General features: G+C 57.1%; 17 protein-coding genes. 13 read left to right on the forward strand and 4 right to left on the reverse strand.

Annotated elements, in window-relative coordinates:
* Window positions 1–71 precede the first annotated feature (71 nt).
* The 4 genes from Q0K06_RS09310 to Q0K06_RS09325 are packed head-to-tail and all read right to left on the reverse strand — an operon-like array spanning window position 72 to window position 4,591.
* Window positions 72–1,127, reverse strand: coding sequence for a chemotaxis response regulator protein-glutamate methylesterase (locus tag Q0K06_RS09310; RefSeq protein ID WP_294551530.1), 1,056 nt, complete (start codon window positions 1,125–1,127; stop codon window positions 72–74).
* Complete coding sequence (locus tag Q0K06_RS09315; protein WP_365925346.1) at window positions 1,124–1,990, reverse strand: CheR family methyltransferase; 867 nt, start codon at window positions 1,988–1,990, stop codon at window positions 1,124–1,126. Before Q0K06_RS09315 ends, Q0K06_RS09310 begins: the two co-directional genes overlap by 4 nt.
* Before the next feature lie 16 nt (window positions 1,991–2,006).
* Window positions 2,007–2,483: a chemotaxis protein CheW gene (locus tag Q0K06_RS09320; RefSeq protein ID WP_294551532.1), complete on the reverse strand. Its 477-nt coding sequence runs from the start codon at window positions 2,481–2,483 to the stop codon at window positions 2,007–2,009.
* 14 nt (window positions 2,484–2,497) lie between these two features.
* Window positions 2,498–4,591 (reverse strand): chemotaxis protein CheA, encoded by a 2,094-nt coding sequence (locus Q0K06_RS09325; protein ID WP_294551534.1) that lies wholly within the window; start codon window positions 4,589–4,591, stop codon window positions 2,498–2,500.
* A gap of 149 nt (window positions 4,592–4,740) precedes the next feature.
* Here Q0K06_RS09325 and Q0K06_RS09330 point away from each other — a divergent pair, with 149 nt between their 5' ends.
* The 13 genes from Q0K06_RS09330 to fliJ all read left to right on the forward strand — a co-directional run bounded on the left by Q0K06_RS09330 (window position 4,741) and on the right by fliJ (window position 22,989).
* Window positions 4,741–6,177, forward strand: a complete 1,437-nt coding sequence (locus Q0K06_RS09330) for a hypothetical protein (RefSeq protein ID WP_294551536.1) — start codon at window positions 4,741–4,743, stop codon at window positions 6,175–6,177.
* Complete coding sequence (locus tag Q0K06_RS09335; protein WP_294551539.1) at window positions 6,164–6,484, forward strand: EscU/YscU/HrcU family type III secretion system export apparatus switch protein; 321 nt, start codon at window positions 6,164–6,166, stop codon at window positions 6,482–6,484. Before Q0K06_RS09330 ends, Q0K06_RS09335 begins: the two co-directional genes overlap by 14 nt.
* A gap of 19 nt (window positions 6,485–6,503) precedes the next feature.
* Window positions 6,504–7,079 carry a PilZ domain-containing protein gene (locus tag Q0K06_RS09340; RefSeq protein WP_294551541.1) on the forward strand — a complete coding sequence of 192 codons (576 nt, stop codon included), beginning with the start codon at window positions 6,504–6,506 and terminating at the stop codon, window positions 7,077–7,079.
* A 49-nt stretch (window positions 7,080–7,128) separates the two neighbouring features.
* Window positions 7,129–12,057 (forward strand): S-layer homology domain-containing protein, encoded by a 4,929-nt coding sequence (locus Q0K06_RS09345; protein ID WP_294551543.1) that lies wholly within the window; start codon window positions 7,129–7,131, stop codon window positions 12,055–12,057.
* Between the two features lie 86 nt (window positions 12,058–12,143).
* On the forward strand, window positions 12,144–15,755 hold the full coding sequence (locus Q0K06_RS09350; protein WP_294551545.1) for an S-layer homology domain-containing protein: 3,612 nt from the start codon (window positions 12,144–12,146) through the stop codon (window positions 15,753–15,755).
* Between the two features lie 742 nt (window positions 15,756–16,497).
* Window positions 16,498–16,881, forward strand: coding sequence for a flagellar basal body rod protein FlgB (flgB, locus tag Q0K06_RS09355; protein ID WP_294551547.1), 384 nt, complete (start codon window positions 16,498–16,500; stop codon window positions 16,879–16,881).
* A gap of 13 nt (window positions 16,882–16,894) precedes the next feature.
* Complete coding sequence (flgC, locus tag Q0K06_RS09360) at window positions 16,895–17,338, forward strand: flagellar basal body rod protein FlgC (protein WP_294551549.1); 444 nt, start codon at window positions 16,895–16,897, stop codon at window positions 17,336–17,338.
* A 46-nt stretch (window positions 17,339–17,384) separates the two neighbouring features.
* On the forward strand, window positions 17,385–17,696 hold the full coding sequence (locus Q0K06_RS09365; RefSeq protein ID WP_294551551.1) for a flagellar hook-basal body complex protein FliE: 312 nt from the start codon (window positions 17,385–17,387) through the stop codon (window positions 17,694–17,696).
* Window positions 17,697–17,727: 31 nt separating this feature from the next.
* Window positions 17,728–19,311 (forward strand): flagellar basal-body MS-ring/collar protein FliF, encoded by a 1,584-nt coding sequence (gene fliF / locus Q0K06_RS09370; RefSeq protein ID WP_294551552.1) that lies wholly within the window; start codon window positions 17,728–17,730, stop codon window positions 19,309–19,311.
* Between the two features lie 5 nt (window positions 19,312–19,316).
* Window positions 19,317–20,387, forward strand: coding sequence for a flagellar motor switch protein FliG (gene fliG, locus Q0K06_RS09375; protein WP_294551554.1), 1,071 nt, complete (start codon window positions 19,317–19,319; stop codon window positions 20,385–20,387).
* Entirely contained in the window at window positions 20,380–21,210 is an 831-nt protein-coding gene (locus Q0K06_RS09380; protein ID WP_294551556.1) for a FliH/SctL family protein, read from the forward strand. Before fliG ends, Q0K06_RS09380 begins: the two co-directional genes overlap by 8 nt.
* Window positions 21,211–21,223: 13 nt before the next feature.
* The gene (locus Q0K06_RS09385; RefSeq protein ID WP_294551558.1) at window positions 21,224–22,525 is read left to right on the forward strand and encodes a FliI/YscN family ATPase; all 1,302 of its coding nucleotides are present in this window, start codon (window positions 21,224–21,226) and stop codon (window positions 22,523–22,525) included.
* Window positions 22,526–22,539: 14 nt separating this feature from the next.
* A complete protein-coding gene (gene fliJ / locus Q0K06_RS09390) occupies window positions 22,540–22,989 on the forward strand; it encodes a flagellar export protein FliJ (protein WP_294551560.1) in 450 nt (149 codons plus the stop codon).
* Window positions 22,990–23,080: the final 91 nt, after the last annotated feature.

Genomic DNA, 23,080 nt, shown 5'->3' on the forward strand with positions numbered 1-23,080 from the left:
CTTTAGGGGTATTGTCTGTATTATGCCCTTATAGGGCTTAATCAAGCCTCCGGCTTAGCCGGAGGTTGTGACTATTTTCCGGTTTTCAGATGCTGCATCAGAATAGCGGCGATATTGGTACAGGAGGCCTGTATGGTCACCGCGCCGATGTCCTGGGCGACGCCGGGCATGCCGTATACCACGCAGGACTCCTTATCCTGACCGATGGTGTAGGCCCCGGCCTTGCGCATCTCCAGAAGGCCGCTGGCGCCGTCCCGGCCCATACCGGTCATGATGATGCCTACCATATGGCATTTGACCTGGGCGGCCATGGAGTGAAACAGCGCGTCCACAGAGGGCCGGTGTCCGCTGACCTTATCTCCGGGCTGGCAGGCAAGGGTGTACCGGCTGCCCATGCGCACCACCCGGGCCTGAAGATCGGCGGGGGCCACCAGAGCCAGCCCCCGGCGGATCTCGTCCCCATTTTTGGCCTCCCGCACCTCCATGGCACACAGCTTGTTCAGCCGCTGGGCATACATGGCGGTAAAACCCTTGGGCATATGCTGGACAATAACCATGCCGGGAATATCGGCGGGCAGGCGCTTCATGACCTCCAGCGTGGCCTCCGTGCCGCCGGTGGAGGCGCCCAGGCCGATGATAGTGTGGTCTAAATCTACAATGTTGCTTTGGCCCAGAGCGGAGGGGGGAAGAACGGCCGAGGGATGAGCGGCAGCGGGACGGCGGGGATGTACCTTGGCGCAGGAGGCCACGGTGATTTTCTGAGACAGTGCCCGGAAGAAGGACTGACGGCTTTCGGTGCCGTCTGGCTTGCGGACAAAATCCACCGCGCCTGCGGCAAGAGCGTCAAACACCCGGAGGTTCAGGCTGGACACCAGGATCACCGGCAGCGGGTGAGCCGGAAGAAGCTGAGAGAGAAAGTCGATGCCGTTGGTGCCCGGCATCTCCACATCCAGGGTCATAACGTCGGGCTTGAGGCGGAGAATTTTGGCGTTCGCATCCAGGGCGTTGATAGCATAGCCCACAACCTCAATATTGGGGAAACTGGACAGCCCTTGAATCAGAAAGGTGCGGGCGACTGCGGAGTCGTCCACAACCAGTACCCTGATTTTTCGCTGTAAAGGTGTCATGTAGCATCGGATCCTTTCGATAAGCGGGTAGGGGCGCTGTTTTTGCGGTAGACAGCCGGGGCGACCATGCGGAACAGCGGAGTCTGCCCGAGGGACTCCGAATGGCTGATAAACAGGTAGGCGTTGGGAGCCATAGCGTTGTAGAAGCGCCGGATCAGCGCGTCGCGGGTGCTCTGGTCAAAGTATATCATCACATTCCGGCAGAAAATAACGTCAAATTTCAGCTTGAACTGGATGGGGTCCATGAGATTAAAGGTGCGGAAAATAACGTTGTCCCGGATAGCAGGCGTCACAGTGTACTCCCCGGGGTGAGTCCTGCTGGGGAGAAAGTAGCGCCGTAGCCACGCGTCTGGCATGTCGGCGGGCGGCTGATATACGGCCGCTTTGGCCTTGGCCATGGCCTGCTGAGAGATGTCGGTGGCCAGAATTCTGGTATCCCACTGGCTGGCCTGAGGGCCAAAGTACTCCTTGAGGTAAATAGACAGGGTATAAGGCTCCTCACCGCTGGAGCAGCCGGCGCTCCAGATGGACAGAACCTTGTCCCGGCGGTGCCGCTGCTCCAGTTCAGGCAGAACCGTATTCTGGAAAAAGGTGAAGTGGTCCTTCTCCCGCAGAAAATAGGTGTAGTTGGTGGTCAGCTTATTGAGCACCAATTCCAAGTCCTTGGGGTCCTTGGCAGTAAAGAGATGCTGCAGGAAGGAACTAAAATCCTGGTATCCCTCTTCCTTCAGCGCGTGGGACAAACGGCTGGTGATAAGCTGGCGCTTTTTGCTCAGGTCAATGCCATAGTTGGCATGGATGAACTGTACCAGGCGCTGAAAATCACTGTCAGTGATGGTCAGTCCGTGAAACATCATATCCATCTGTGGTCACCCCGCGTCAGGTATGCTCCAACAGCCGCACGCAGTCGAAAGCCAGCATAGTCTGGCCGTCCTCCAGGGAACACATGCCGCACACAAGGTCCTTGGACCGCTGGGGTGGGACGGGCAGCAGGGCAGAGACATCGATATCCACCATCTTCTGCACCTCGTCCACCAGAATGCCCACCTCCGTCCCGTCGGACTGAAGGATAATCATGCAGTTGTTCTGACAGCTGCCCTGATCCAGCAGGCGCCGGATATCCACAATAGGGATTATCTGGCCACGCAAATTGATGATGCCGCGGATATAGCTGGGCACCAGTGGAAGGGAGGTGATGGTATGGCCTGTGATGATCTCCACCACAGCTTCAGCCGGAACCCCGAACAGCAGCTCATTGGACGAAAACAGCAGATATTTCTCCGCCTGTGCAGCTGCATTTTCCTCTGACGCAGTGTCAAACTGCTCAGGCTGGAATAAAATATCCTCTTGGGTCATTGCTCTCTCTCCTTTTACTGGGCATAGGCGAACAGGTTGGACACGTCCAGGATGATGCTGATATTGCCGTCGCCCAGAATGGTACAGCCTGCGATACCGCTGGCCTTAATATTAAAACGATTGAGGTAGGCGGGCAGCGGTTTGACCACCACCTGCTGCTCCCCCAACAGCTCATCCACGAACAGGCAGTAGGAGTGCTCTCCGGACTCCAGCCAGATGAGAATTCCGTCCTCGATTTCCGTCGCGCCGCCGTCCATCTGGTACAGGTCCCGCATGCGGATAACGGGATAGAAGCTGCCCAAACATTTGAACATCTCTCCGCCGGCAGCATCCCGTACCAGATCGCTGCTGGAGATTTTGAAGGACTGGCGGATATTGTGGATGGGGATGGTGAAAATAGAGCCGCCTACCGACACCTCCATACCGTCCATAATGGCCATGGTCAGAGGAATTTTCAGGGTGGTGGTCATGCCCTGCCCCGGTTCGCTGGTAATGGTGACTGTGCCGCCTATTTCTTCCACGTTCTTTTTTACCACGTCCATACCCACGCCGCGGCCGGAGAATTCTGTCACTTCGGTATTGGTGGAGAAGCCAGGGGCCATGAGAAAGTTGAGAATATCCTTGTGGGAGTACTCCACGTCCGGCTGGGCCAGACCGTTGCGGATGGCCTTGCTGAGCACGGCATCGTAGTTGACGCCCTGTCCGTCATCCCGGATTTCAATGATAACTTCGCTGCCGGTGTGCCGGGCGGAGAGGACGATCTCACCCACCGGGTCCTTGCCAGCGTCGATGCGCTGCTGGACATCCTCCTCGATGCCGTGGTCCATGGAGTTACGTACGATGTGCATGATAGGGTCGCCAATACTGTCCACGATGGTCTTGTCCACTTCGGTGTCCTCGCCCTCCAGGACCAGACGGGCCTGCTTGCCCAGCTTTTTGCACATATCACGCACAATCCGATTCATCTTTTGGAACGTGCCGGACACGGGTACCATGCGCAGGGACATGGACACATCCTGCAGCTCATCGGTCAGCTTCCGCAGCTGCCGGGCGGACTTGGTGAAGGCGTCCAGCTTTAAGCCCTTGAGCTCGGGAGAAGAGGTAACCATGGACTCTGTGATGACAATTTCTCCCACAACTGCAACCAGGTGGTCCAGCTTGTTCAGGCTGACGCTGATAAGGCTCTCCTTATGGTGGGTGGGCCCCTCGGACTTCTGGGGGGCGGAGACTGGCGCTGCCTTAGCGGCAGGGGCCTTGGCGGCGGGAGGCGCGCACTCCGCCGCGGGCTTGGCAGGCGCCTCTGCGGCAGCAGATTCCGCCGGTGCGGGCGCAGGCGCGGGTGCCGGCTGATCCACGGCCTGATAGGAGCGCACAGTGCCGGAGGCGGTGACGGCCTGAATGGCGGCGTCCCGGTCGGCCTGGCTGCGGAAAAAAAGATGAAAGCCGGACTCGATGATTTCGTCCGCCGTGGCGGGGTCGGAGTCCACACCCTGGGGTTCATAAGTAAAGTCAGTCTCGGCACAGATCTCGCGGATGGAGGAGACCAGCATATAGGCTCTCAGGTTCTCCATGCCGCAGCCTTCGTCGAAAAAGACCTGCAGGCCAAAGGGAAAATCGCTGTGGCCGGGAACGGAGGCGGCGCCGGAAGCTGCGCCAGAGGCGTCTGCGGGACCGGCTTGCGGCTGAGCCCGCCCGCCGGAGTTAATTTCATCGATTACTCTATTAATTTTTTGCAGGAGGGTGTCGATATTTTCAGTAAGGGGCTGGTCATTTTCAATGTGTTCCAGCTCCTGCCGGAAAAAGTCGATGGTCTGGAACAGCAAATCAAACAGCTCAGGCCGCAGGCTCTCCGGGACAATATCCATGGTCTTGTCCCGGATAATGGCAAACAGGTCCTCCGCCCGATGGGCGATGGTCATGAGGGAGTTGTACTCCATCATAGCTGAGGAGCCCTTGATGGTGTGCATGATGCGGAAGATGGTATTGATGTCCTCCTGAGAAAAGCTGTCCTGCTGTTCAGCGGCCAGAACAATGCTGTCCAGTTGTTCAAGCAGAGTGTTGGTCTCATATAAAAAGGCTTCTAAAATACTGTCGTTGCCGGCGCTCATAAGTGGCACGCTCCTTCCTTGGCGTTGGACTTCTATTCTATTATCGACCCTGACATGCTGGAAATTAAGAGCAGCAGGTTAAAATATCCGGGGTATGGAACGCGAACTCCGGCGTTTTCCCAGTTCATCGGCGAGAGGTGGAGCATATTATGGCAGAACTGATGGGTGCGGCCAACCGCGTCCCTGGCTATGACAGCGCAAATAACAATCGGACCCAACTTGTTCCGTCCCGGAGCGGCGACCCCCAGGTGCAGAATGTCCCCGACCCGTCCCGGGTGGTGCGGGCGGACGCCAAGACGGAACAACAGACGGCGGACCAGGGACTGGAATCAAACGTCCTCCGCTATGATTCCAATTTACAGACCTTTTTAGAGCAGCTGCGGCAGACTCCGGAGCTATCTCAGATTATGAGTAAGACCATTCTTATGCTCAAGGGCATGGTGTCCGTGCCTGGACTCCAGGAGGGAATTGCGCAGGAGATGGCCCAGCTGCTGGACATGCTGAAACTGGACGAGCAGAGTCTGAGGGAGTTCTTTATGGAGCAGGTCCGCGGGAATAATCGCTTTTCCGGCGCGCTGTTCTCGCTGCTGCGCCAGGCGTACAGCCAGCTGTCCAGCGGACATGCCCGCCAGGCAATTCTGGAATTTGCCCGGCGGTACAGTGATTTCTCTTCCACGGGGCACATTGGGAAGAATATGCTCACTCTGCTCAAGCAAATGGAGGATTATTTGCCCAAAAGCTGGCGTGGCCAGCTGGAGGACATGGCCACCAGGCTGGAGAACGGACTTCAGGCCGGAACGCGGGAGGAAAATTTGGGCCTGCTGCAGCGGGAGGTGGTCCCCTATCTGGGCCGCTATGTGGAGCGGGCCCACGACTTTGGTCCGCTGCGCAGCCTGCTGAATCTGCTGGTGCTGAACATTGCCCGTTATGAGGATGGGGCAGAGGGGCCCCTTCTGGCAGCCTTCCGCCAGTTGGGCAGATATGGCGATTTGCTGAGCGGATTGAACAAGCTGGACGACACGGCGATTTTGAAGCTGCTGAAGGAGAACGATTTTGCCCGCGCCGCGGCCAGCCCCTTTGTTCAGGGAATGGCCAGAGCGGCAGGCCAGGCAATGAAAGGGGAACTGGGCACGGATGCCTGGGAGTCCTTTGCAGAGCTCATCCGCGCGCTGCTGGTGAACGAGAGCGTATATATGCCGCTGCACCACATGATGTTCCCGGTGGAGTGGGACGGAAAGATGATGTATTCCGAGCTTTGGGTGGACCCGGACGCAGAGGACGGACGGCAGGGAGCGGGGCAGAACGGGGAAAAAGTGCAGTTTCTGTTCAAACTGGATGTAGAGTCTCTGGGCGTTGTGGAGGTCACGCTGGCTGCCCGGGAGGATCAGGTGGAGTTGCATATCTACGGGCCGGAGGCGGTCTCCGGCAACAGCGCGATTGTGGCGGAGGATATGAGAGAAATCCTGAGCCGGCATCAGCTGTCTGGAAAGAATATACAGGTATCCAAGCTGGAGACACCGCTGGCGCTGACGCAGGTGTTTCCAAATCTGTTTGAAGGGAAGCAGGGCGTCAATGTCAAAGTCTAATGACTCCGCTGCCAAGCCGGTGAAGCGGGCGGCAGCGCTCCAATACCGTCCGGGGGACGGTGCGCCGGTGATTGTGGCCTCCGGGATGGGCCATCTGGCGGAAAAGATTGTGGAAGTAGCCGCGGACAGCGGCGTACCCGTCTATGAAGATACCTCGCTCGCTACGGTTCTGACCCAGATGGAGCTGAGCCGGGAGATTCCGGAGGAGCTGTATCAGGCGGTAGTGGATATCTACGTCTACTTTCTGAATTTTGATCCGAAAGACCCGGAGAAGTTTCGACGAACCGGGCGGACACAGGCGGAGTAACAGGGAGAGGGTGCGGTAAATGCCTTATAAGTATCTGATTCTGGACAGCCGCGGGAATGCAGTGGCCCATGGGACTACGGAATATACCCCGCGGGGGACCGAATGGCGGATGAATATTGATGACGGCGACGTAGATGAGGTGACAAAGCACACCTTCTTCAGTCTGGTAGGGGACTCTGATGCGGTGCCCGCGCTGGAGGGGAAGCTGGTCCGGCGGGAGGGCAATGTGCTGGTGCTGGAGCCGGTGCGCCCTCTGGAGCAGTCGGTGCGGAAAAATCTGCGCATTCCTGTGCGGTTTGTCAGCTATATTTACCCCAGGTCGGGGAGCTGGCGGGGGCGCGTCCCCATTGTCAGCTATGATCTGAGCTGCGGCGGAATTGCATTCTTCTGCCCGAGACCCTTGGAAAACGGCGAAGTGGTGCAGATTGTCATACCTGTTACCACCCAGCCGCTGCTGGTGGATATGAGGATCCTCCGCCGCCGCACCTCGAAAGAGGGGGAGTCCCTGTACGCTGCGGAGTTTATCTCCCTGCTGCGGGAGGAAGAGAGTATGATACGGGAGGCTGTATTCAGCTTGCAGCTGCAGAAGAACTGAGCGGTATCCATAGCACGTAAAATTTGTTTGACGAAAGGACGACATACATATGACAGGCTGGAGAGAACGGATAAGACGGGGCGCAGCCCGGGTCTGCACTGGGCTGCTGGTCCTGGCGCTGGCCGTTGCGATGGCCGCGGCGGCGGGAGCGGCTTCCTACATGCAGCCATACCTGGACAAGGTGGTAAAGTGGGGCGTCATGAGGGGAGACATCGCCGGGAACCTCAACGAGAACAACTACATTACCCGGGCGGAGTTTGCCACCATGATCAACCGGGCCTTTGGCTACGACAGTGTGAGCGCCACGCCCTTCCGGGATGTGCCGGTTACATCCTGGTATGCCGACGATGTGGGCATTGCCTATAACACCGGCTATATTCAGGGTACCTCTGCCAGCACATTTTCCCCGAACAGCAGCATCACGAGAGAAGAGGCTGCCGTAATTCTGGCCCGCGTCCTGATGCTTCCCGCCGAGGTGGGAGAAAACACACTGTTTACTGACAGCCGGACCATGGCAAACTGGAGCAAGGGGTATATTGCCGCCATCACCCGCCAGGGAATTGTACAGGGCTATCCGGACGGACGCTTTGGTCCTCAGGACAAGCTGACCCGGGGTCAGGCGGCTATTATCCTGGTCAATGCTCTGGGCACCCCTGTCCAGACCGCGGGCACCCAGACTCTGGGCAGCGTGTGGGGCAATGTGACCATCACCACCTCCGGCGTTACCCTGCGGGACACCGTGGTGGGCGGCAACCTGTACATCAGTGCAGGCGTTGACCTGGGTTATGTCACCCTGGAGAATGTGACCGTGCTGGGCGACATTGTGGTCAGCGGCGGCGGTACCAGCGAGGGCGGTCAGGACAGTATTATCCTGCGCAATGTCACCGCCAAGCGAATGATTGTGGACAACATCGGAAACCGGGGCGTTTCTCTGAAGGTGGAGGGCGACGGCCTGATTGATCAGGCCTTTGTCCGGACCAATGCGTTCCTGGCCGACAATACGGTGGACGGCTGCGGCATTTCCTGCATCAAGATGGACGGCGAGGAGGGCCTGTCTCTTACGCTGGCGGGAAATATTAAAGAAGTTGTGAACGCTGCCCCCAAGACGAACCTTATCCTGGCCAGCGGGCAGGCGGACACCATCACAGTGGATGAGACCGCTGTGAACTCCACGCTTGCCATCACCTCAGGGGCCCATGTGGAGAACGTAAACCTGGACACCGGCATCAAGGTGACTGGAGACGGCGATATTGCCAACCTGACGGTTAATGCTGCCGGCAGCACCGTGTCCATGCTCCCGGACCAGATTGTGATCCGCCCTGGAATTACGGCCAACATCGCCGGAGAGGTGATGGATACTGCGGCTGCGGCAGAGTCCTCCGCAGATCCCAGACTTTACGCCGGCTATCCTCAGCTCACCGATCTGGCCCCCACCAGTGCCTCTGCGGTATTCAGCGCCAATAAGCGGGGCACGGTATACTGGGCGGTCACTGCCGTGACGGACGGTTCCCTCTCTGCGGATGAGCTGATTAACCCTTCTTCCTATAACCCTAAGGTTGTAAAGAGCGGTACCCTCTCCCTCAGCGGCGCGGGCAGGGAAGGAACGGTCAAAATCAGCGGACTGACCTCGGACGGCGCTTACTATATCTCTGCGGTCTTTGTGGACGCCCGGGATGAGCGCAGTCCGCTCAAGGTGATTTCCTTCACCACTCCGGACAACACCAAGCCTGCCTTTGCCTCAGGCTATCCCTATATGTCGAAGATTACCAACATCTCCGGCCAGGTTACCACAATGGCAACCAAGACCTGCCGCATGTACTACGCGGTGCTGCCCAAGGGGGCCAGCGCGCCCACTGCCAATGATTTCAAGGCCAACGCGGTCACCGGCAATCTGGGCTTCGGCTCCATGGACGTGGTAAAGAACACGGCCTATACTTTCCGGGTCAACTCCGTGCCGCTGGAGGAGCTGGAGAGCTATGATCTCTATCTGTGGCTCACCGATGTGGACGGAGCCCAGAGCTCGGCGGTGAAAAAGCTGTCCTTTACCACAGTGGACGGCACGCCGCCTGTGTTCAATACAGATCCTACCGTCAATAACGTGAAAGAGACCTCGGTGGGGCTGTACGCCAACCTCAATGAGGCGGGCACCCTCTACTGGGTGATTGTCAAGGCGGGCGAGACCTACCCCAAGCCCTTGAGCGGGCAGCAGGGCGAGGTGGACCTGTCCAGCGATACGGCCAAGCTCCAGGTCATGGCCGGCATGAACGCGCTGAAGAGCGGAAAGGCCAGCATGTCGGCAGACAAGGATGTGTCCTTCACCATCAGCGGACTGGACAAGGAGAGCGCCTACGACCTGTACTATGTGGCTCAGGACAAGGCGGGCAACTACTCCGCTTCGGTGGGCAAGCTCACCATCCACACCCTGGACAGCACGGCGCCTACTGTCACCCAGGAATTTACAAAGTATAACGGAACAGACACTAAGACGCCCCTGCCGGACAGCGATGTCCGACTGGTGTTCAGCGAGTCCGTACAGACAGTGGGGAATTATACGGGCCTGGAGGCGCTCTATCAGAAAGTGACCGACGCGGAGAGCGAGAGCGCGAAGGAGTCTGCCCGTACGGCCCTGGCAAATGCCCTGAGCAACGCCATCTACTTCTACCAGGTGCCGTCGGGCAGCCAGGCGGTAAAGATCGAGGGCGCAGGCGACGCGGACAAAAGCAGCGGAAACTGGACCATTGACTATCGTTATGCCGAGGTGTCCCAGGAGGATGGCAAGATGGTGGTGACCTTCCCCAACGGTACCGGCATTAACCTCAGAAGCGGCGCCACATATTACTTTGAAATTCAGGCCAACACCATTGCCGATACCTCTGCCGCCATCAATGTGATGGGCCGTACCCGGCTGGAGAGATTCACCACAGTGTTTGCCCAAATCAACCTCTCCGCCCTCAATGAGAACACCATCACCAGGTATACGGGCGGGGGAGGCCAGTCGGAGACACCTGCGGTTTCCATCCCTGTGGACCTGAGCTGGCGGCTGAGCCCGGTGTCCACGGAGAAGGTGGACGGCTCTGTGGATTGGGATATGCTTATCTGGTCGGATACCAGCGTGGAGTTCCAGCTCTATGCCCGCGAGGTGAGCGGCGGCTCCGCCGGCGAGTGGAAGCTGCTGGGCACCAAAGAGATCCCGGTACCCGACAATGTGGCCGGCTACCAGGGCGTAAGCCTGACCCGCAATTTTCTGCAGAGCGGCACAAATAACCCGGACTTTAACGCGCTGAACACTCTGAAAGAGAATGTATCGTATGAGTATGCCATCTCTTTTACCAAGGTAAGCGGCTTGACGGAGCGGGACACCTGGAGCCAGCGGGTGAACATGAAGATCCATGTGGCGGCAGGCAGTAACAACGACCTGGGTACCCTCTCTGCCGACGTGACTGAGAACAATTGGGATGAGGCGCTGAAGGACGGCGTGACCAATATCGGCCAGCCGGATGACTTTTCTCTGCGCAAGCAGTTTACCGACCAGCAGGCCCCCATCTTTATCGGAGACTATCCCAGCTTCAGCGCCGGTGATTCGGCGGTGAACCTGTCCCTCATGCTGGACCGGCCCGGCACGGTCTACTATGTGATCGCCCCTCTGGGCTATGTGGGCACCACCGACGAGAACGGGAACCGGTATGGCGACAACACCACCGGCATTGCAAACTGGGAAAACCTGCCCAGCAGCGGAAAAGAGGACAATATCGAGGACGAGAAGAACCCCAAGCCCCCGATACTGACCGCGCCGGACTATCTGAGCATTGTGAATGCCAGCAGCCACTACCGCAACGATAAAATCAAATATGGGTCGGTGACCTGCGGCTCCAGTGTGGAGACGAAGCTGGTAGACGGCCTGGACAAGCAGACCAGGTACATTGCCTATTTTGTGCTCCAGGGAACCTCTCAGACCTACTCCCGCGTGCTGGCCTACCGCTTTGAGACCACGGACGTGAAGAAGCCGGTTATTACCCTGACTCAGTACAGCCCCTCGGTGAACTTCAGCACCACCGCCTCGGCTGAACTGACCTACGCGCTGATCGCCACCAATGAGCTTCCTTCTGTTCTCCGCACATCCAACGGGTTTGACAGCCAGGTGGACAGCGCCAAAAGGACGCAATGGAATGAATTGATCAGCGCCGACGGTGAGTATACAGGTGAGAACCGCACGGTAATCTGGGCGCTGTGCACCCCCTACGGTACGGAGGGATACACTGTTTTCGACGAGTTTGCCGGCAGTACCATCCGCAAGACGGTGTCCGAGCTGGTCAGCGGCAGCAATCCTATGGGCGCAACCATCAGTGCTCAGGGCAAGAAGTCCCTGACCCAGGCAAACCAGTATCTCCAGACCCAGGACTTTACTAATAACATGACTGGCGGAACTATTTATTACTGTCTGGCGACCGCCATTAGCCCGCTGGGCTCTGAGACCTCCTTTGCCGCGGTAGGCGGCGTGCAGATTCCCGACAAGACGCCGCCTGTGCTTCAGAATGTGTCCACCAAAATCACCGGCAGTACCAGCGGAAGCTATCCCACATACAGCGGCTCAGTGACCTTTACCTTTGACGAACCGGTGTATCAGCTCGTGGAGTCGGCCAGCGGTGTGGAGCAGACTCCCATGGAGGTCTGGCAGACGGCGAACACCCTGTCCGGGCAGGATCAGACCAAGGCGGTGCGCTTGATTGACATCCTGGGCGGCAGCATCCCCAAGTGGAACCTGAATTACTCCAATGAGGTGAAGCGGGCTTCCACCACCCTGACGCTGACCTTCCAGAACATCTCCATTGGAGATACCATCACCTTCTTCTCCGACAGCTTTATCTGTGATGCCAGCAGCAACAGTACCAGACAGAACCTGACGTTCCGGCTGGAGGCACGCCAGATCGGCAACATTCCCAACAGCCAGCAGGTGGAATTTGTCCAGGTAAACACTTAATTTACTGCACTCCATAGAAAATATGCGGGGGCGGGCAAACCCTGCCCGCCCCCGCGCCTTTATGATCCCGGAAGGAGAATTACCAGATGAAAAGAACCATAGGAGGACAGGTGCTCGCCCTTTTGCTGAGCCTGTCCCTGCTGCTGTCCCTGACCCCGGCGGCCTTGGCCGGCGAGGCGGAACAGCCCACAGACTATTCAGTCACACTGGACCAGAACACGCTGACGCTGACCGTGGGACAGACCGCTACCCTTAACGCTACAGTGAGAATGGCTGATGGACAGGCGTACACAACGCTGCCTGAGGGCTACACCGCTCAGTGGACAGTAGCCAAGGACAGAGAGGACGAGGTGAGCGTGGCATACGATCAAGAGAGCCCGCTCCAGGCCACAGTCAAGGCGCAGGCGGTCGCGGCCACCAATGAGCCGGTAAAAGAAGTGTCGGTCACTGCCACGATTACCAGGGAAGGGGAGAGTCAGGGCAAGGAGGCCAGCTGTAAAATCACAGTGGCAGCCGCCGAGCAGCCCGGCGTGACCGTCACGCCTGACACCCTGGAGCTCTCACCCATTGAGACTGCCGCAAACCACACGGGTCAGCTCAGGGCTTTGGTCACCCCCTCTACGGGAGATCAGACGGTGGCATGGAACAGCGGCGACACTTCGGTGGCCACGGTCAGCGCCTCCGGCCTGGTGACAGGCGTGTCCGCCGGCAAGGCCCAGATAACAGCCACCTCCGCTGCCCAGCAGGCCGCCTGCACGGTAACAGTACTGGGCCTTGTGTTCGACAAGTCGGAGAAGGCGGCGCTTGTAAGCACACCCCTCCGGGTGGGAGACAACTATACGCTGGATTACACCATTTACGGCGAATCCCTTCAGAGCAGGGGGGTCACCTGGAGCAGCAGCGACACCAGCGTGGTGCGGGTGGAAAATGGATATCTATATGCAATTGAAGAGGGAACAGCCACCGTTACAGCCAAGATAAACGGCGTTACCTATTCGGACAGCGTGCTTGTCACCGTCAAGCAGGGGAAGGCTGATGTAATCCATACCTCCGCAGGGGCGGGAGCGCCGCTGAACTTCTCGGCATTGCTCTCCCAGCTTCAAACTCAGAGCGCAGCCGTTCTGCGGCAGAACCTGAGTTATGTCAGCGGCCTTTCAGTGGACCCGGACCAGGGGACGCTCTACTGCCGCTATTCCTCGGAGGAGGATACGGGCCTGGGTGTAGGCACGTCAGAGCGGTACTATGTCTCGCCCGGCGCCGGACAGCTGAATCTCGCGGACGTTACCTTTGTGCCTAAACCCGACTTTGAGGGAACCGCAGTGATCTATTACACCGGTTACGCCTCGGGCAGCCAGTTTTTTCAGGGCACAATTGAGGTGAGCGTAGAACTGGAGCAGGATGTGTCCTACTCGGTTGCCGGCGGCAAGGCGGTGCAGTTCAAAGCCTCTGACTTTGCGCAGGTGTGCCGCAACCGAACCGGACGGGATCTGAGCTATGTCACCTTCTCTCTGCCGGACAGCGGGAAGGGGACGCTGTATTATAACTATCTGTCCGCCCAGAATCCGGGCACGCCGGTGGCGGTTACCGACAAGTATAAATATACCGGCGTCCCCAGTCTGGACAACGTGTATTTTGTGCCGGCGGCCAACACGTCAGGCCAGGTGATTTTCCTCTATACAGCCTGGGATGTCAACGGTACGTCCTACCGCGGAAGGGTTTCCATACAGGTGACAGCTGCAGCTGCCGCAGGAGATATTACCTACTCCATCGGCCAGGGCGGGCAGGTGAGCTTTGACAATACGGCGTTCCAGAACCTCTCCCTGAGGCTGACCGGCTACAATCTGGACCATGTACGCTTTACGCTGCCCGCCGCCACCCAGGGAACCTTATACTATAATTATATCTCTTCGGGGAATTACGCCTCGCTGGTGTCTGAGAGCCGGGACTATTACCGCACCGCCTACCCCTACCTGGACAGAGTGACCTTTGTGGCCGCTTCCTCCTATACCGGCGCGGTCTCCATCCCCTTCACGGCCTGGGACATCCGGGGCAACCGCTTTTACGGTGAGGTGGGCATCACAGTGTCCCCTCAGGGCACCGGTACTGTACGGTATGCGGTTTTTCAGGGCGGGCAGGTGACCTTCAATGACACGGATTTTAACACGCTGTGCGTCAATCTGACGGGAAGCAGTCTGCGCTATGTGCGTTTCACATTGCCTGCCTCGTCCCAGGGAGCCATGTACTACAAGTACACCTCCACGGGCAGCTATGAGAGCAAGGTATCTGACGGCCGCAGCTACTACCGCACCGCTTCTCCCTATCTGGACAACATTACCTTTGTGGCCTCCGGCTCCTATACCGGAACGGTATCCATTCCATTTACCGGCTGGAACATTAACGGCAAGAGCTTTTCCGGCGCCGTGGAGATTGACGTGGAAAACGCACCTGACCCTCTGAAGTATCAGGTGTCCGACGGGAATGTTCTCACCTTTGAGGACGATGATTTTAACGACTACTGCCTGCTTGCCACGGGAGAGAACTTGAACTATGTGCGGTTTACTCTGCCGTCGTCCGCCTATGGCACGCTGTACTACAACTATCGCTCCTCCGGCAGCTATGACAGCAAGGTTACTTCCGGCCGGAACTATTACCGCCTGTCCTCGCCCTATCTGGAGCGGGTGAGCTTTGTACCCAACAGCGATTACGCCGGGACGTTTTCCCTGAATTTCACCGGCTGGAGCACAGGCGGGAGACAGTTCTCCGGCACGGTCACCATTACAGTCACCCAGGGACAGCCCGGCATCATCACCTATACTACCTCTTATCAGCCGGTGGTACTGCGGGATGAAGATTTTATCTCCGCCTGCAATCAGCGGGGGAGAGGGACGCTGGTCTCGGTACAGTTCACCGGCGCGGACGACATCCAGGGCGGACACCTTTATTATCACTATGGCGGAATCCACTCCACCAGCAGCCAGGTGCGCACCAACACGACCTACTATCCCTCCTCGTCGCCCAGAATGTCGGAGCTGTCCTTTGTGCCGCTGGTCGGCTTCCAGGGGACCGTCTCTCTCACCTATACGGCGAAAGACTCCAAGGGTGGAACCTATGAGGGCGAGGTACAGATTCGCGTCGTCCCCAACACCGCCTCCCGATACTTCATAGATATGGGGGGCTTTGGCTGGGCAGCGGCGGCAGTGGACTTTCTGTATGAGAGCGGCGTAGTCATAGGCGCCGATGCCACCCGGTATGCCCCCCAGGCGGCGATAACGAGAGGCAGCTTTATCGTCATGTTGGATCGGGCCTTCTCTTTCCCCAGTGCCAGCGGCTACCATTTTTCCGATGTGCCGGATAACGCCTACTATGCCCAGGCCATTCAGCGGGGATACGGATTGGGAGTCATCCAAGGCTATCCTGACGGAGGCATCCATCCGGACGACCCCATTACCCGGGAGGCGGCGGCAGTCATGCTCTACCGGGCTATGCAGGTATCGGGCTGGAGCATGGGAGCGCCGGACGAGAGTGCACTGTACGACTATGAGGATTGGAAGGATATATCGGGATATGCCAGAAATGAAATGTCTGTTCTGGTGAAGAACGGGCTCTTTTCCGGGAACGATCAGAAAAAGCTGCAGCCAGGACGGACCATGACCCGGGCGGAAATGGCGGCAGTACTGGCCAGGGCACTGACGATCTGAGCGAGCGTAAGGGCCCGCATTGTCAAATTGAACAACGGATTTTTGAAGGTGACTATCGGTGACATCTTTCAGGTGCCACCGATAGTTTTTTATTCATGATGTGACAGATAGTAACATTGAGAAAATGGGCTGGAAAAAGCAGAGAATTATACGATTATGTTCGTTGAATAATGCGGTACATATCTAACGGAAAATGCACGATATTTATAGGGAGACAATGGCACTGTATTTGGGTAGTTTTAACATAGAAATAATATTCGAATATTGATGAAAAAATATTCATAAAAAACTTTGTTTAAATCAACAAAAAGTGTTAAAACATGTCGAAATTTGTAGTAATAGCATGAAAATATTCCATTTTAAAGAAAAACTACAAATAAAGAACATTAGACGTTCTCAACATAATTTCTAAGATAAAGGGGGATAAATGGGCACATAAGTTAGTAAAAAGGAAAGAAAAAATGTTCTGCGAAACATAAAATCATAATAAAATAGTAGGAAAAGAAAAAATGAATAAAAGTAGGATAAAATTACAAGAAAAATTTCGAAATAGTAAGAAAATAGAGTTATATAGAAATTAAAATGTTGAAAAATAGAAAATACTAAGTTACAATACGGAATGCAAAAAAGTGTCGAATATGAAACGTAACTTAGATATATGAATTTAAAATGTTACGAAAATAGTACTGATAAAATGCTTGGAGAAAGCAGCGGATACAGGGGAAAAGGGGTGCAAAGCGGAATGGATTTTCTATCAAGTAATGTAGGGCTGATGATGCAGCGGTCCATGGAATTTTTATGGGAAAAACAGAGCTGTATTTTAGATAACATTGCAAACGTGGAGACGCCGGGGTACAAGACGAAGTACGCTACTTTTGAGGAATCGCTGCAACAGGCTGTGGAGTCCGCAGCCCGCCGGAGCGGGACAGGCTCTGACATCCGGACAGCAATTCAGGATACGCCTGTTGTTGTGCAGGAGGCGCAGGAGAGTACCCGGATGGATGAAAACGGTGTGAATATTACGGAACAGATGGTGGAACTGGCGCGAAATGGCTACCAGATTCAATATGTCATGGATGCCATCAACAATGAATTTTCTCTGCTCCGCACTGCAATTAAGGGATAAGGGGGCATAGGCAATGGCTTTTTTGGGTTCTATGAACGTGGTTGGTTCCGGTTTGACAGCTCAGCAGCTGCGGCTGGATGTGATTTCTGAGAATATTACCAACCAGAACACCACCCGTACAGAGGGCGGCGGCCCCTACCGCCGTAAGATGGTGGTTTTTCAGGCAAAGGAGAGCCAGACGCCGTTCCAGAAGGCGCTGGCGCGGGCCAGAGGGGAGAGAGTCTCTGACGGCGGCGTCGAGGTGACCCAGATTGTAGAGGATCCCTCCGACTTTAAGCTGGTCTACGACCCGACTAACCCTGATGCCAATGCGGATGGATATGTGGAGATGCCCAATGTGGATCTGGTCAAGGAGATCTCTGACGCCATGGCGGCATCCCAGGCGTATTCTGCCAATGTCACGGCCTTCAATGTACTGAAACAGGTGACGGCCAAGGGACTGGAAATCGGAAAATGACGGCTCCAGACTGAGAGCGGGTCCATAGAGAAAAGAGGGGGACAAGATGACAAGCATACAGCACATTACGCCGATTCAGCCGATTCGGGCGGCGGCCGCACAGATGACGGCGGGGAAGGGTATGGATGCCGCCCAGCCGTCCATGTTTTCTCAGATATTTCAGTCCATGATTGACAATGTGAAGGAAACTGATGCCGCCAAGAACAAGGCCTATTATGCGCTGGCTACCGGAGAACTGGACAATCCGGCAGAGGCGATGATCGCCGCCGCGCAGGCGTCCACCGCGACAGAGCTGCTGGTCCAGATGCGGGACCGGGCGCTGGACGCGTACAGCGAACTGATGCGCATCAGCCTGTAAGGCATACGATACCTGATCCGGGGGAATTGTGATGGATAAAGTAAAAAGCGTTGCCGCCTCTGTTTTGCAGTGGTGGAAATCCGCCTCCCGGAGGACGAAAGGCCTTTTGGGAGGCGGCGTGCTGGCCGTGCTTATAGCGCTGGTAATACTGGCGGTAGTAATGAACAATCAGCCCTATGCCACACTGTTTGCCGACCTGAATCAATCGGACATGTCCGCCATTTTGACCTATCTGTCCGACAACGGTATTACACAATACAAGGTAGAGGACGACACCATCCTGGTGCCGCAAAGCCAGGAGGCCGCACTGAAGGCCCAGGTCCTCCAGGCGGGTTATCCCGCCTCAGGCTACGGGTATGACACCTATTTCGACAATGTGGGCAGCCTGACCACCGAGGCGGAACGGAATCAGCTGGTACTCTATGCGCTGCAGGACCGCATGCAGGCTGTCATCTGCAACTTTGACGGAGTTAAGGATGCAGCGGTGCTTCTCACACCGGGCGAGGACCACACCTATGTGCTGGACAGCGGCAATCAGGTGGACGCCACCGCCTCGGTGACGGTGACCATGGAAAATGGAAGGACCCTCACGGACAACCAGGTTAAGGCCATCCGCAACCTGGTCAGCAGCGGCCTTGCCGGGCTGAACGTGGAGAATGTGAAGATTGGCGATACCTACGGCAACACCTACTCGGATGGGGACGACTTCAGCGATCTGCAGGATACCTCTGCGCTGAAGATGAAGCTGGAGGAGCAGTGGAACAACAGCATTCGCAGCCGGATTATGCAGGCGCTGGTCCCTCTCTATGGCGAGGACAATGTGCGGGTGAGCGTTAATACCGTGGTGGACGTGGATCGCACCTATACCGACACCACCGACTATTCCCTGGAGGACTGGGCGCAGGGCAAGGAGGATGGGATCATCGGAACTCAGATTTGGAACGATGAGATTGTTCGCGATGATAACACCACTGCCGGCGGAAATGTGGGCACCTCCTCTAATGCAGATCTGGATACATATGTCAATACGCAGGTCCAGCCCGACGGGACTGAAAAGACCATTTCCACTTCGGGCCAGACGGATCGCCTGGTGGACACCCAGAAGCAGCAGGTGGAGCATGTGGCGGGCTATATCAGCGATGTATCGGTGGCGGTGACCATTAATCAGGATGTGGCCGGAAGCGTCAGCACGGACAGCCTCTACCCCCATGTGGCCCGTGCTGCAGGTATCGCGCAGAGCGATGAACAGAATAAAATTTCCATTCTCGTGGCGCCGTTCTATCAGCCGGAGGAGGGGAACACGCTGCTTCCTGCGCCGGAGTCCATTCCTGGCTGGGTCCTGTACGCGGCTATTGGCGGCGGCGCGCTTTTCCTGCTGCTGATGCTGGCGCTGATGCTGCTGCACCGCCGCAATGTGAAGAAGCGTCAGAAGCTGGCACAGGCAGAGGCAGAGGGGGTTCCCACTGCCCCCGCAGCCCCTGCGGCGCAGCCTGAAATTATGGAAATGCAGACGGAAAAGAGCATGGAGCTGAGGCAGGACGTTCGGAAGTTTGCCGAAGAGAATCCTGAGATTGCGGCTCAAATGGTGAAGAATTGGCTGCGGGAAGGTGAGTGAGCAATATGAGTGAGACGGCAACAGAGTCGATTCAAAAGAACGCCGCCACAGCCCAACCGGCACCCACTCACCCCAAGCAGGAGCTAACCCGCCAGCAGAAGGCGGCAGCAGTTATTATCTCGCTGGGTACAGAGAAGGCTTCGCAGCTGTATCAGTACATGGAACCGGAAGACGTGGAACAGATTACGCTGGAAGTCGCCAAACTGGGCTATGTGGATGCGGCCACCACAGAGGATATCCTCAACGAGTACTATCAGATGTGCATGACGAACAAGGCGGTGACAGAGGGCGGGCTGGAGTATGCCCGGGCCGTTCTGGAGCGGGCCTTTGGAAGTCAGACGGCAAGCATGCTGCTTGACAAGGTGACCAAGTCTCTGAAAAACAGGGAGTTCTCCTTCCTGAATAAGGCGGACGAGAAGTCGCTGTATGCCGCGCTGCAGCACGAGCGGCCTCAAACGATTGCTCTGGTTCTGTCCTACGTGGAGCCGGAGAAGTCGGCGACTGTTATTGACGAACTGGACCCTGAGCGGCAGGTAAAGGTGGTGGAGAGCATCGCCAATATGGAGAGCGCCTCCCCTGCGGCCGTGAAAATCATTGAAGCGGAGATGGAGAAGCGCTTCTCCAGCATTATGACCACCAACAACGTAAAGGTGGGCGGCGTGGACTATGTGGCCGACGTGATGAACAATCTGGACCGCGCCAGCGAAAAGAGCATTTTTGACCGGCTGTCCACCCATAACGCCGACCTGGCTGACGAGATCCGCAAGCGGATGTTTGTCTTTGAGGACATTGTCACCATGGATGACCGGTCGGTGCAGCGCTTTGTCCGGGACTGCGATCCCAAGGATCTGGTGCTGGCGCTCAAGGGCGCCAACACCGAGGTGGCCAACAAGATTTTTGCCAACGTCTCTACCCGTATGGCACAGAGCATCCGGGACGACCTGGAGGTTACCGTCAATGTGCGCATCCGCGATGTGGAGGCGGCGCAGCAGCGCATTGTGGGCGTCATCCGGGATCTGGAGGAGAAGAACGAACTGATTATCCTCAAGGGTGGAAAGGACGATATCATTGCCTAACATCTTTAAACATTTCCTGCGCCCTCAGGTAAATGAGTACACCTTTCCCCAGGCGGACGACATCTTGATTGAGCCGGACGCAGAGCCGGAGGACAATCCGGCGGAAGAGGAGCAGGTGCCTGAGTCCTCCCAGGAGGACAGTACGGCTCCGGAGACAGAAGCTTCCGGCAGCGCCGGTCAGGGAGCGGCAGAGATGCTCTCCTATGCAAAGATCCAGGCCGACGCCATTACAGCGCAGGCCAAGCGCCAGGGCGAGGCGCTGGTGGAGGAGTACCGTCAGAAGGCGCTCCAGGAAGTCCAGCAAATTGAGGAGAACGCCCGGCGCGAAGGGTTCAACCAGGGATATGCCGACGGCCTGGTCAAGGCCCAGGCAGAGAGCCGGGGACAGCTGGAGGCGGAACTGGAGAAACAGGCGGTCCAGGTCAAGGAATTTTTACAGCAAGCGACTGAGGCCAGAGAAGCCCTTTTGTCCCAGGTTCAGGACGAGCTGTGCGACCTGAGCATCGCGGTGGCGGAAAAGGTCATCCACGTCAGCCTGAAGAGCAGCCGCGAAGTGATCCTGCGTATGGTGCAGATGGCCACGGAGCGGCTCAAGCGCCGCGAGTGGGTGCGTATCTACATCGGCGGCTGCGACAGCAGAGAGCTGGCTCAGATTACCCCGGAGCTGACGGCCTCTCTGGCCGGACTGTCCGACCACATTAAACTGATCCCGATGGCGGACGATGAGTCTGGCACCTGCATCATTGAGATGCCGGATGAGATTATTGATGCCAGCGCCTCCACACAGCTTGATAACCTGAAGGGGATTCTCCACGGCGGATAAGAGGTGACGGACCGTGTTTGAACAGATGATCCAGCGCGTGCGTGAAGCGCAGACGGTCAGCTACACGGGAAAAATCGAAAACATCGTGGGCATGTCCATTGAGGCGTCGGGCGGCCGGGCGGCCATCGGCGATATCTGCCGCATTTATAACGGCGAATCAGGCGGCCAGGTCATGGCTGAAGTGGTGGGCTTTAAGAACGACCGGATTCTCCTGATGCCTTACTCGGATATGAGCGGGATCTCCGCAGGCAACTTTGTGCGCAATACCGGCCGGCGGCTGAGCCTGAACATGGGGCCGTTTCTGAAGGGGCGGGTCATCAACGCCCTGGGACAGCCCATTGACGGCAAGGGACCCTTTGAGGGCGGAACGCCCTTCTGTGTGGACGGCAGTTCCTACATCAATCCCATGTTCCGTCCCCCCATCCGGGAGCGGCTGGAGTTCGGCGTCAAGGCCATTGACGGGATGCTCACCGTGGGCAAGGGCCAGAGAATCGGAATCTTCGCCGGCTCCGGCGTGGGCAAGAGTACCCTCATGGGCATGATTGCCAAGTACGTCAAGGCGGACATCAACGTGATCGCGCTGGTGGGCGAACGTGGACGTGAGGTGCTGGAGTTCATGGAGAAAGACCTGGGGCCGGAGGGAATGAGCCGCTCGGTCCTGGTGGTGGCCACCTCCGACCAGCCGGCCATGCTCCGCAAGCGCTGCCCTTCGGTGGCCACAGGCGTGGCGGAGTATTTCCGGGATCAGGGCTACGACGTGCTGCTGATGATGGACTCCCTCACCCGTTTTGCCATGGCCCAGCGCGAGATTGGGCTGGCCGTAGGCGAGCCGCCGGTGGCCAGAGGTTATACGCCGTCCATCTACTCGGAGCTGCCCAAGCTGCTGGAGCGGAGCGGAAATTTCCAGCGGGGTTCCATCACCGGTGTCTACACCGTCCTGGTGGAGGGCGACGACACCAACGAGCCCATTGCCGATACGGTGCGCGGTATCCTGGACGGACACATCGTTCTCTCCCGGCGCCTGGCAAACAGCAATCACTTCCCGGCCATTGACATCGGCGCCAGTATTTCCCGACTGATGACCGACATTGTCTCCCCGGAGCACCGGCAGCTAGCTGCCCGCATCCGGGATATTATGGGAGTTTACGAGAAAAATCAGGATCTGGTCTCCATCGGCGCCTATAAGGCGGGGACAAACCCCAAGCTGGATTATGCCCTGAGTAAAATTGACGGCATTCAGCAATTCCTGATGCAGGGCGTCAGGGAGGGCTTTTCCTATGAGCAGGACCTGGAAATGATGCGAAAGCTGCTGTAAAGAGGTGAGCGTTCGTGAAAAAGTTTCAATTCAGTCTGGACAATGTGCTGAGCTACCGGCAGCAGGTGCTGGAGGGACAGCAGAACGAGTATGTCAAGGCGCTCCGGCGGGTACAGGAGCAGCAGGCCCGGGTGGATGACGTCCGGCTGCGGTATCAGCAGCTGAACCAGCAGTTCCGTGAGGAGGCAGCCAGCGGCATTACGGCTGCTGACGCCATGGGCTTTGAAAACGGGCTGCGGGTGCTGGAGATGGAAATTACTCGGGAGAGCCAGACACTCCAGAAGCTCCAGCGGGCAGCTGAGGAGCAGCGGGCCAAGGTGCTCCAGGCGCACATGGACGCCGCCGTTCTGGAGCGGCTGAAAGAGAAAAAGCGCACCGCCTACCAGAAAGAGGAGCAAAAACGGGACGAACAGTTTATTGACGAGCTGGTGTCTGCAAACCGTGTTGTGAGAATGGAAGCGTAAGCGGAGAACGCCATTGAAAGACCTGCTAACAAAAGTCAAGTAGAAATTTCAGGTTTTGGAGGCAGCGAAAAAGGCAACACAAAATCAAGCC

Origin of the sequence: uncultured Pseudoflavonifractor sp. (genome assembly GCF_944387805.1) — a bacterium.
Lineage (GTDB): Bacteria > Bacillota > Clostridia > Oscillospirales > Oscillospiraceae > Pseudoflavonifractor.

Coding starts and splice junctions, on each gene's coding strand:
- fliG (WP_294551554.1), top strand. CDS start 19,317: ATGAGTGAGACGGCAACAGAGTCGATTCAAAAGAACGCCGCCACAGCC.
- Q0K06_RS09330 (WP_294551536.1), top strand. CDS start 4,741: ATGGCAGAACTGATGGGTGCGGCCAACCGCGTCCCTGGCTATGACAGC.
- Q0K06_RS09345 (WP_294551543.1), top strand. CDS start 7,129: ATGACAGGCTGGAGAGAACGGATAAGACGGGGCGCAGCCCGGGTCTGC.
- Q0K06_RS09350 (WP_294551545.1), top strand. CDS start 12,144: ATGAAAAGAACCATAGGAGGACAGGTGCTCGCCCTTTTGCTGAGCCTG.
- Q0K06_RS09310 (WP_294551530.1), bottom strand. CDS start 1,127: ATGACACCTTTACAGCGAAAAATCAGGGTACTGGTTGTGGACGACTCC.
- Q0K06_RS09340 (WP_294551541.1), top strand. CDS start 6,504: ATGCCTTATAAGTATCTGATTCTGGACAGCCGCGGGAATGCAGTGGCC.
- Q0K06_RS09365 (WP_294551551.1), top strand. CDS start 17,385: ATGACAAGCATACAGCACATTACGCCGATTCAGCCGATTCGGGCGGCG.
- flgB (WP_294551547.1), top strand. CDS start 16,498: ATGGATTTTCTATCAAGTAATGTAGGGCTGATGATGCAGCGGTCCATG.
- flgC (WP_294551549.1), top strand. CDS start 16,895: ATGGCTTTTTTGGGTTCTATGAACGTGGTTGGTTCCGGTTTGACAGCT.
- fliF (WP_294551552.1), top strand. CDS start 17,728: ATGGATAAAGTAAAAAGCGTTGCCGCCTCTGTTTTGCAGTGGTGGAAA.
- Q0K06_RS09320 (WP_294551532.1), bottom strand. CDS start 2,483: ATGACCCAAGAGGATATTTTATTCCAGCCTGAGCAGTTTGACACTGCG.
- Q0K06_RS09315 (WP_365925346.1), bottom strand. CDS start 1,990: ATGGATATGATGTTTCACGGACTGACCATCACTGACAGTGATTTTCAG.
- Q0K06_RS09325 (WP_294551534.1), bottom strand. CDS start 4,591: ATGAGCGCCGGCAACGACAGTATTTTAGAAGCCTTTTTATATGAGACC.
- Q0K06_RS09335 (WP_294551539.1), top strand. CDS start 6,164: ATGTCAAAGTCTAATGACTCCGCTGCCAAGCCGGTGAAGCGGGCGGCA.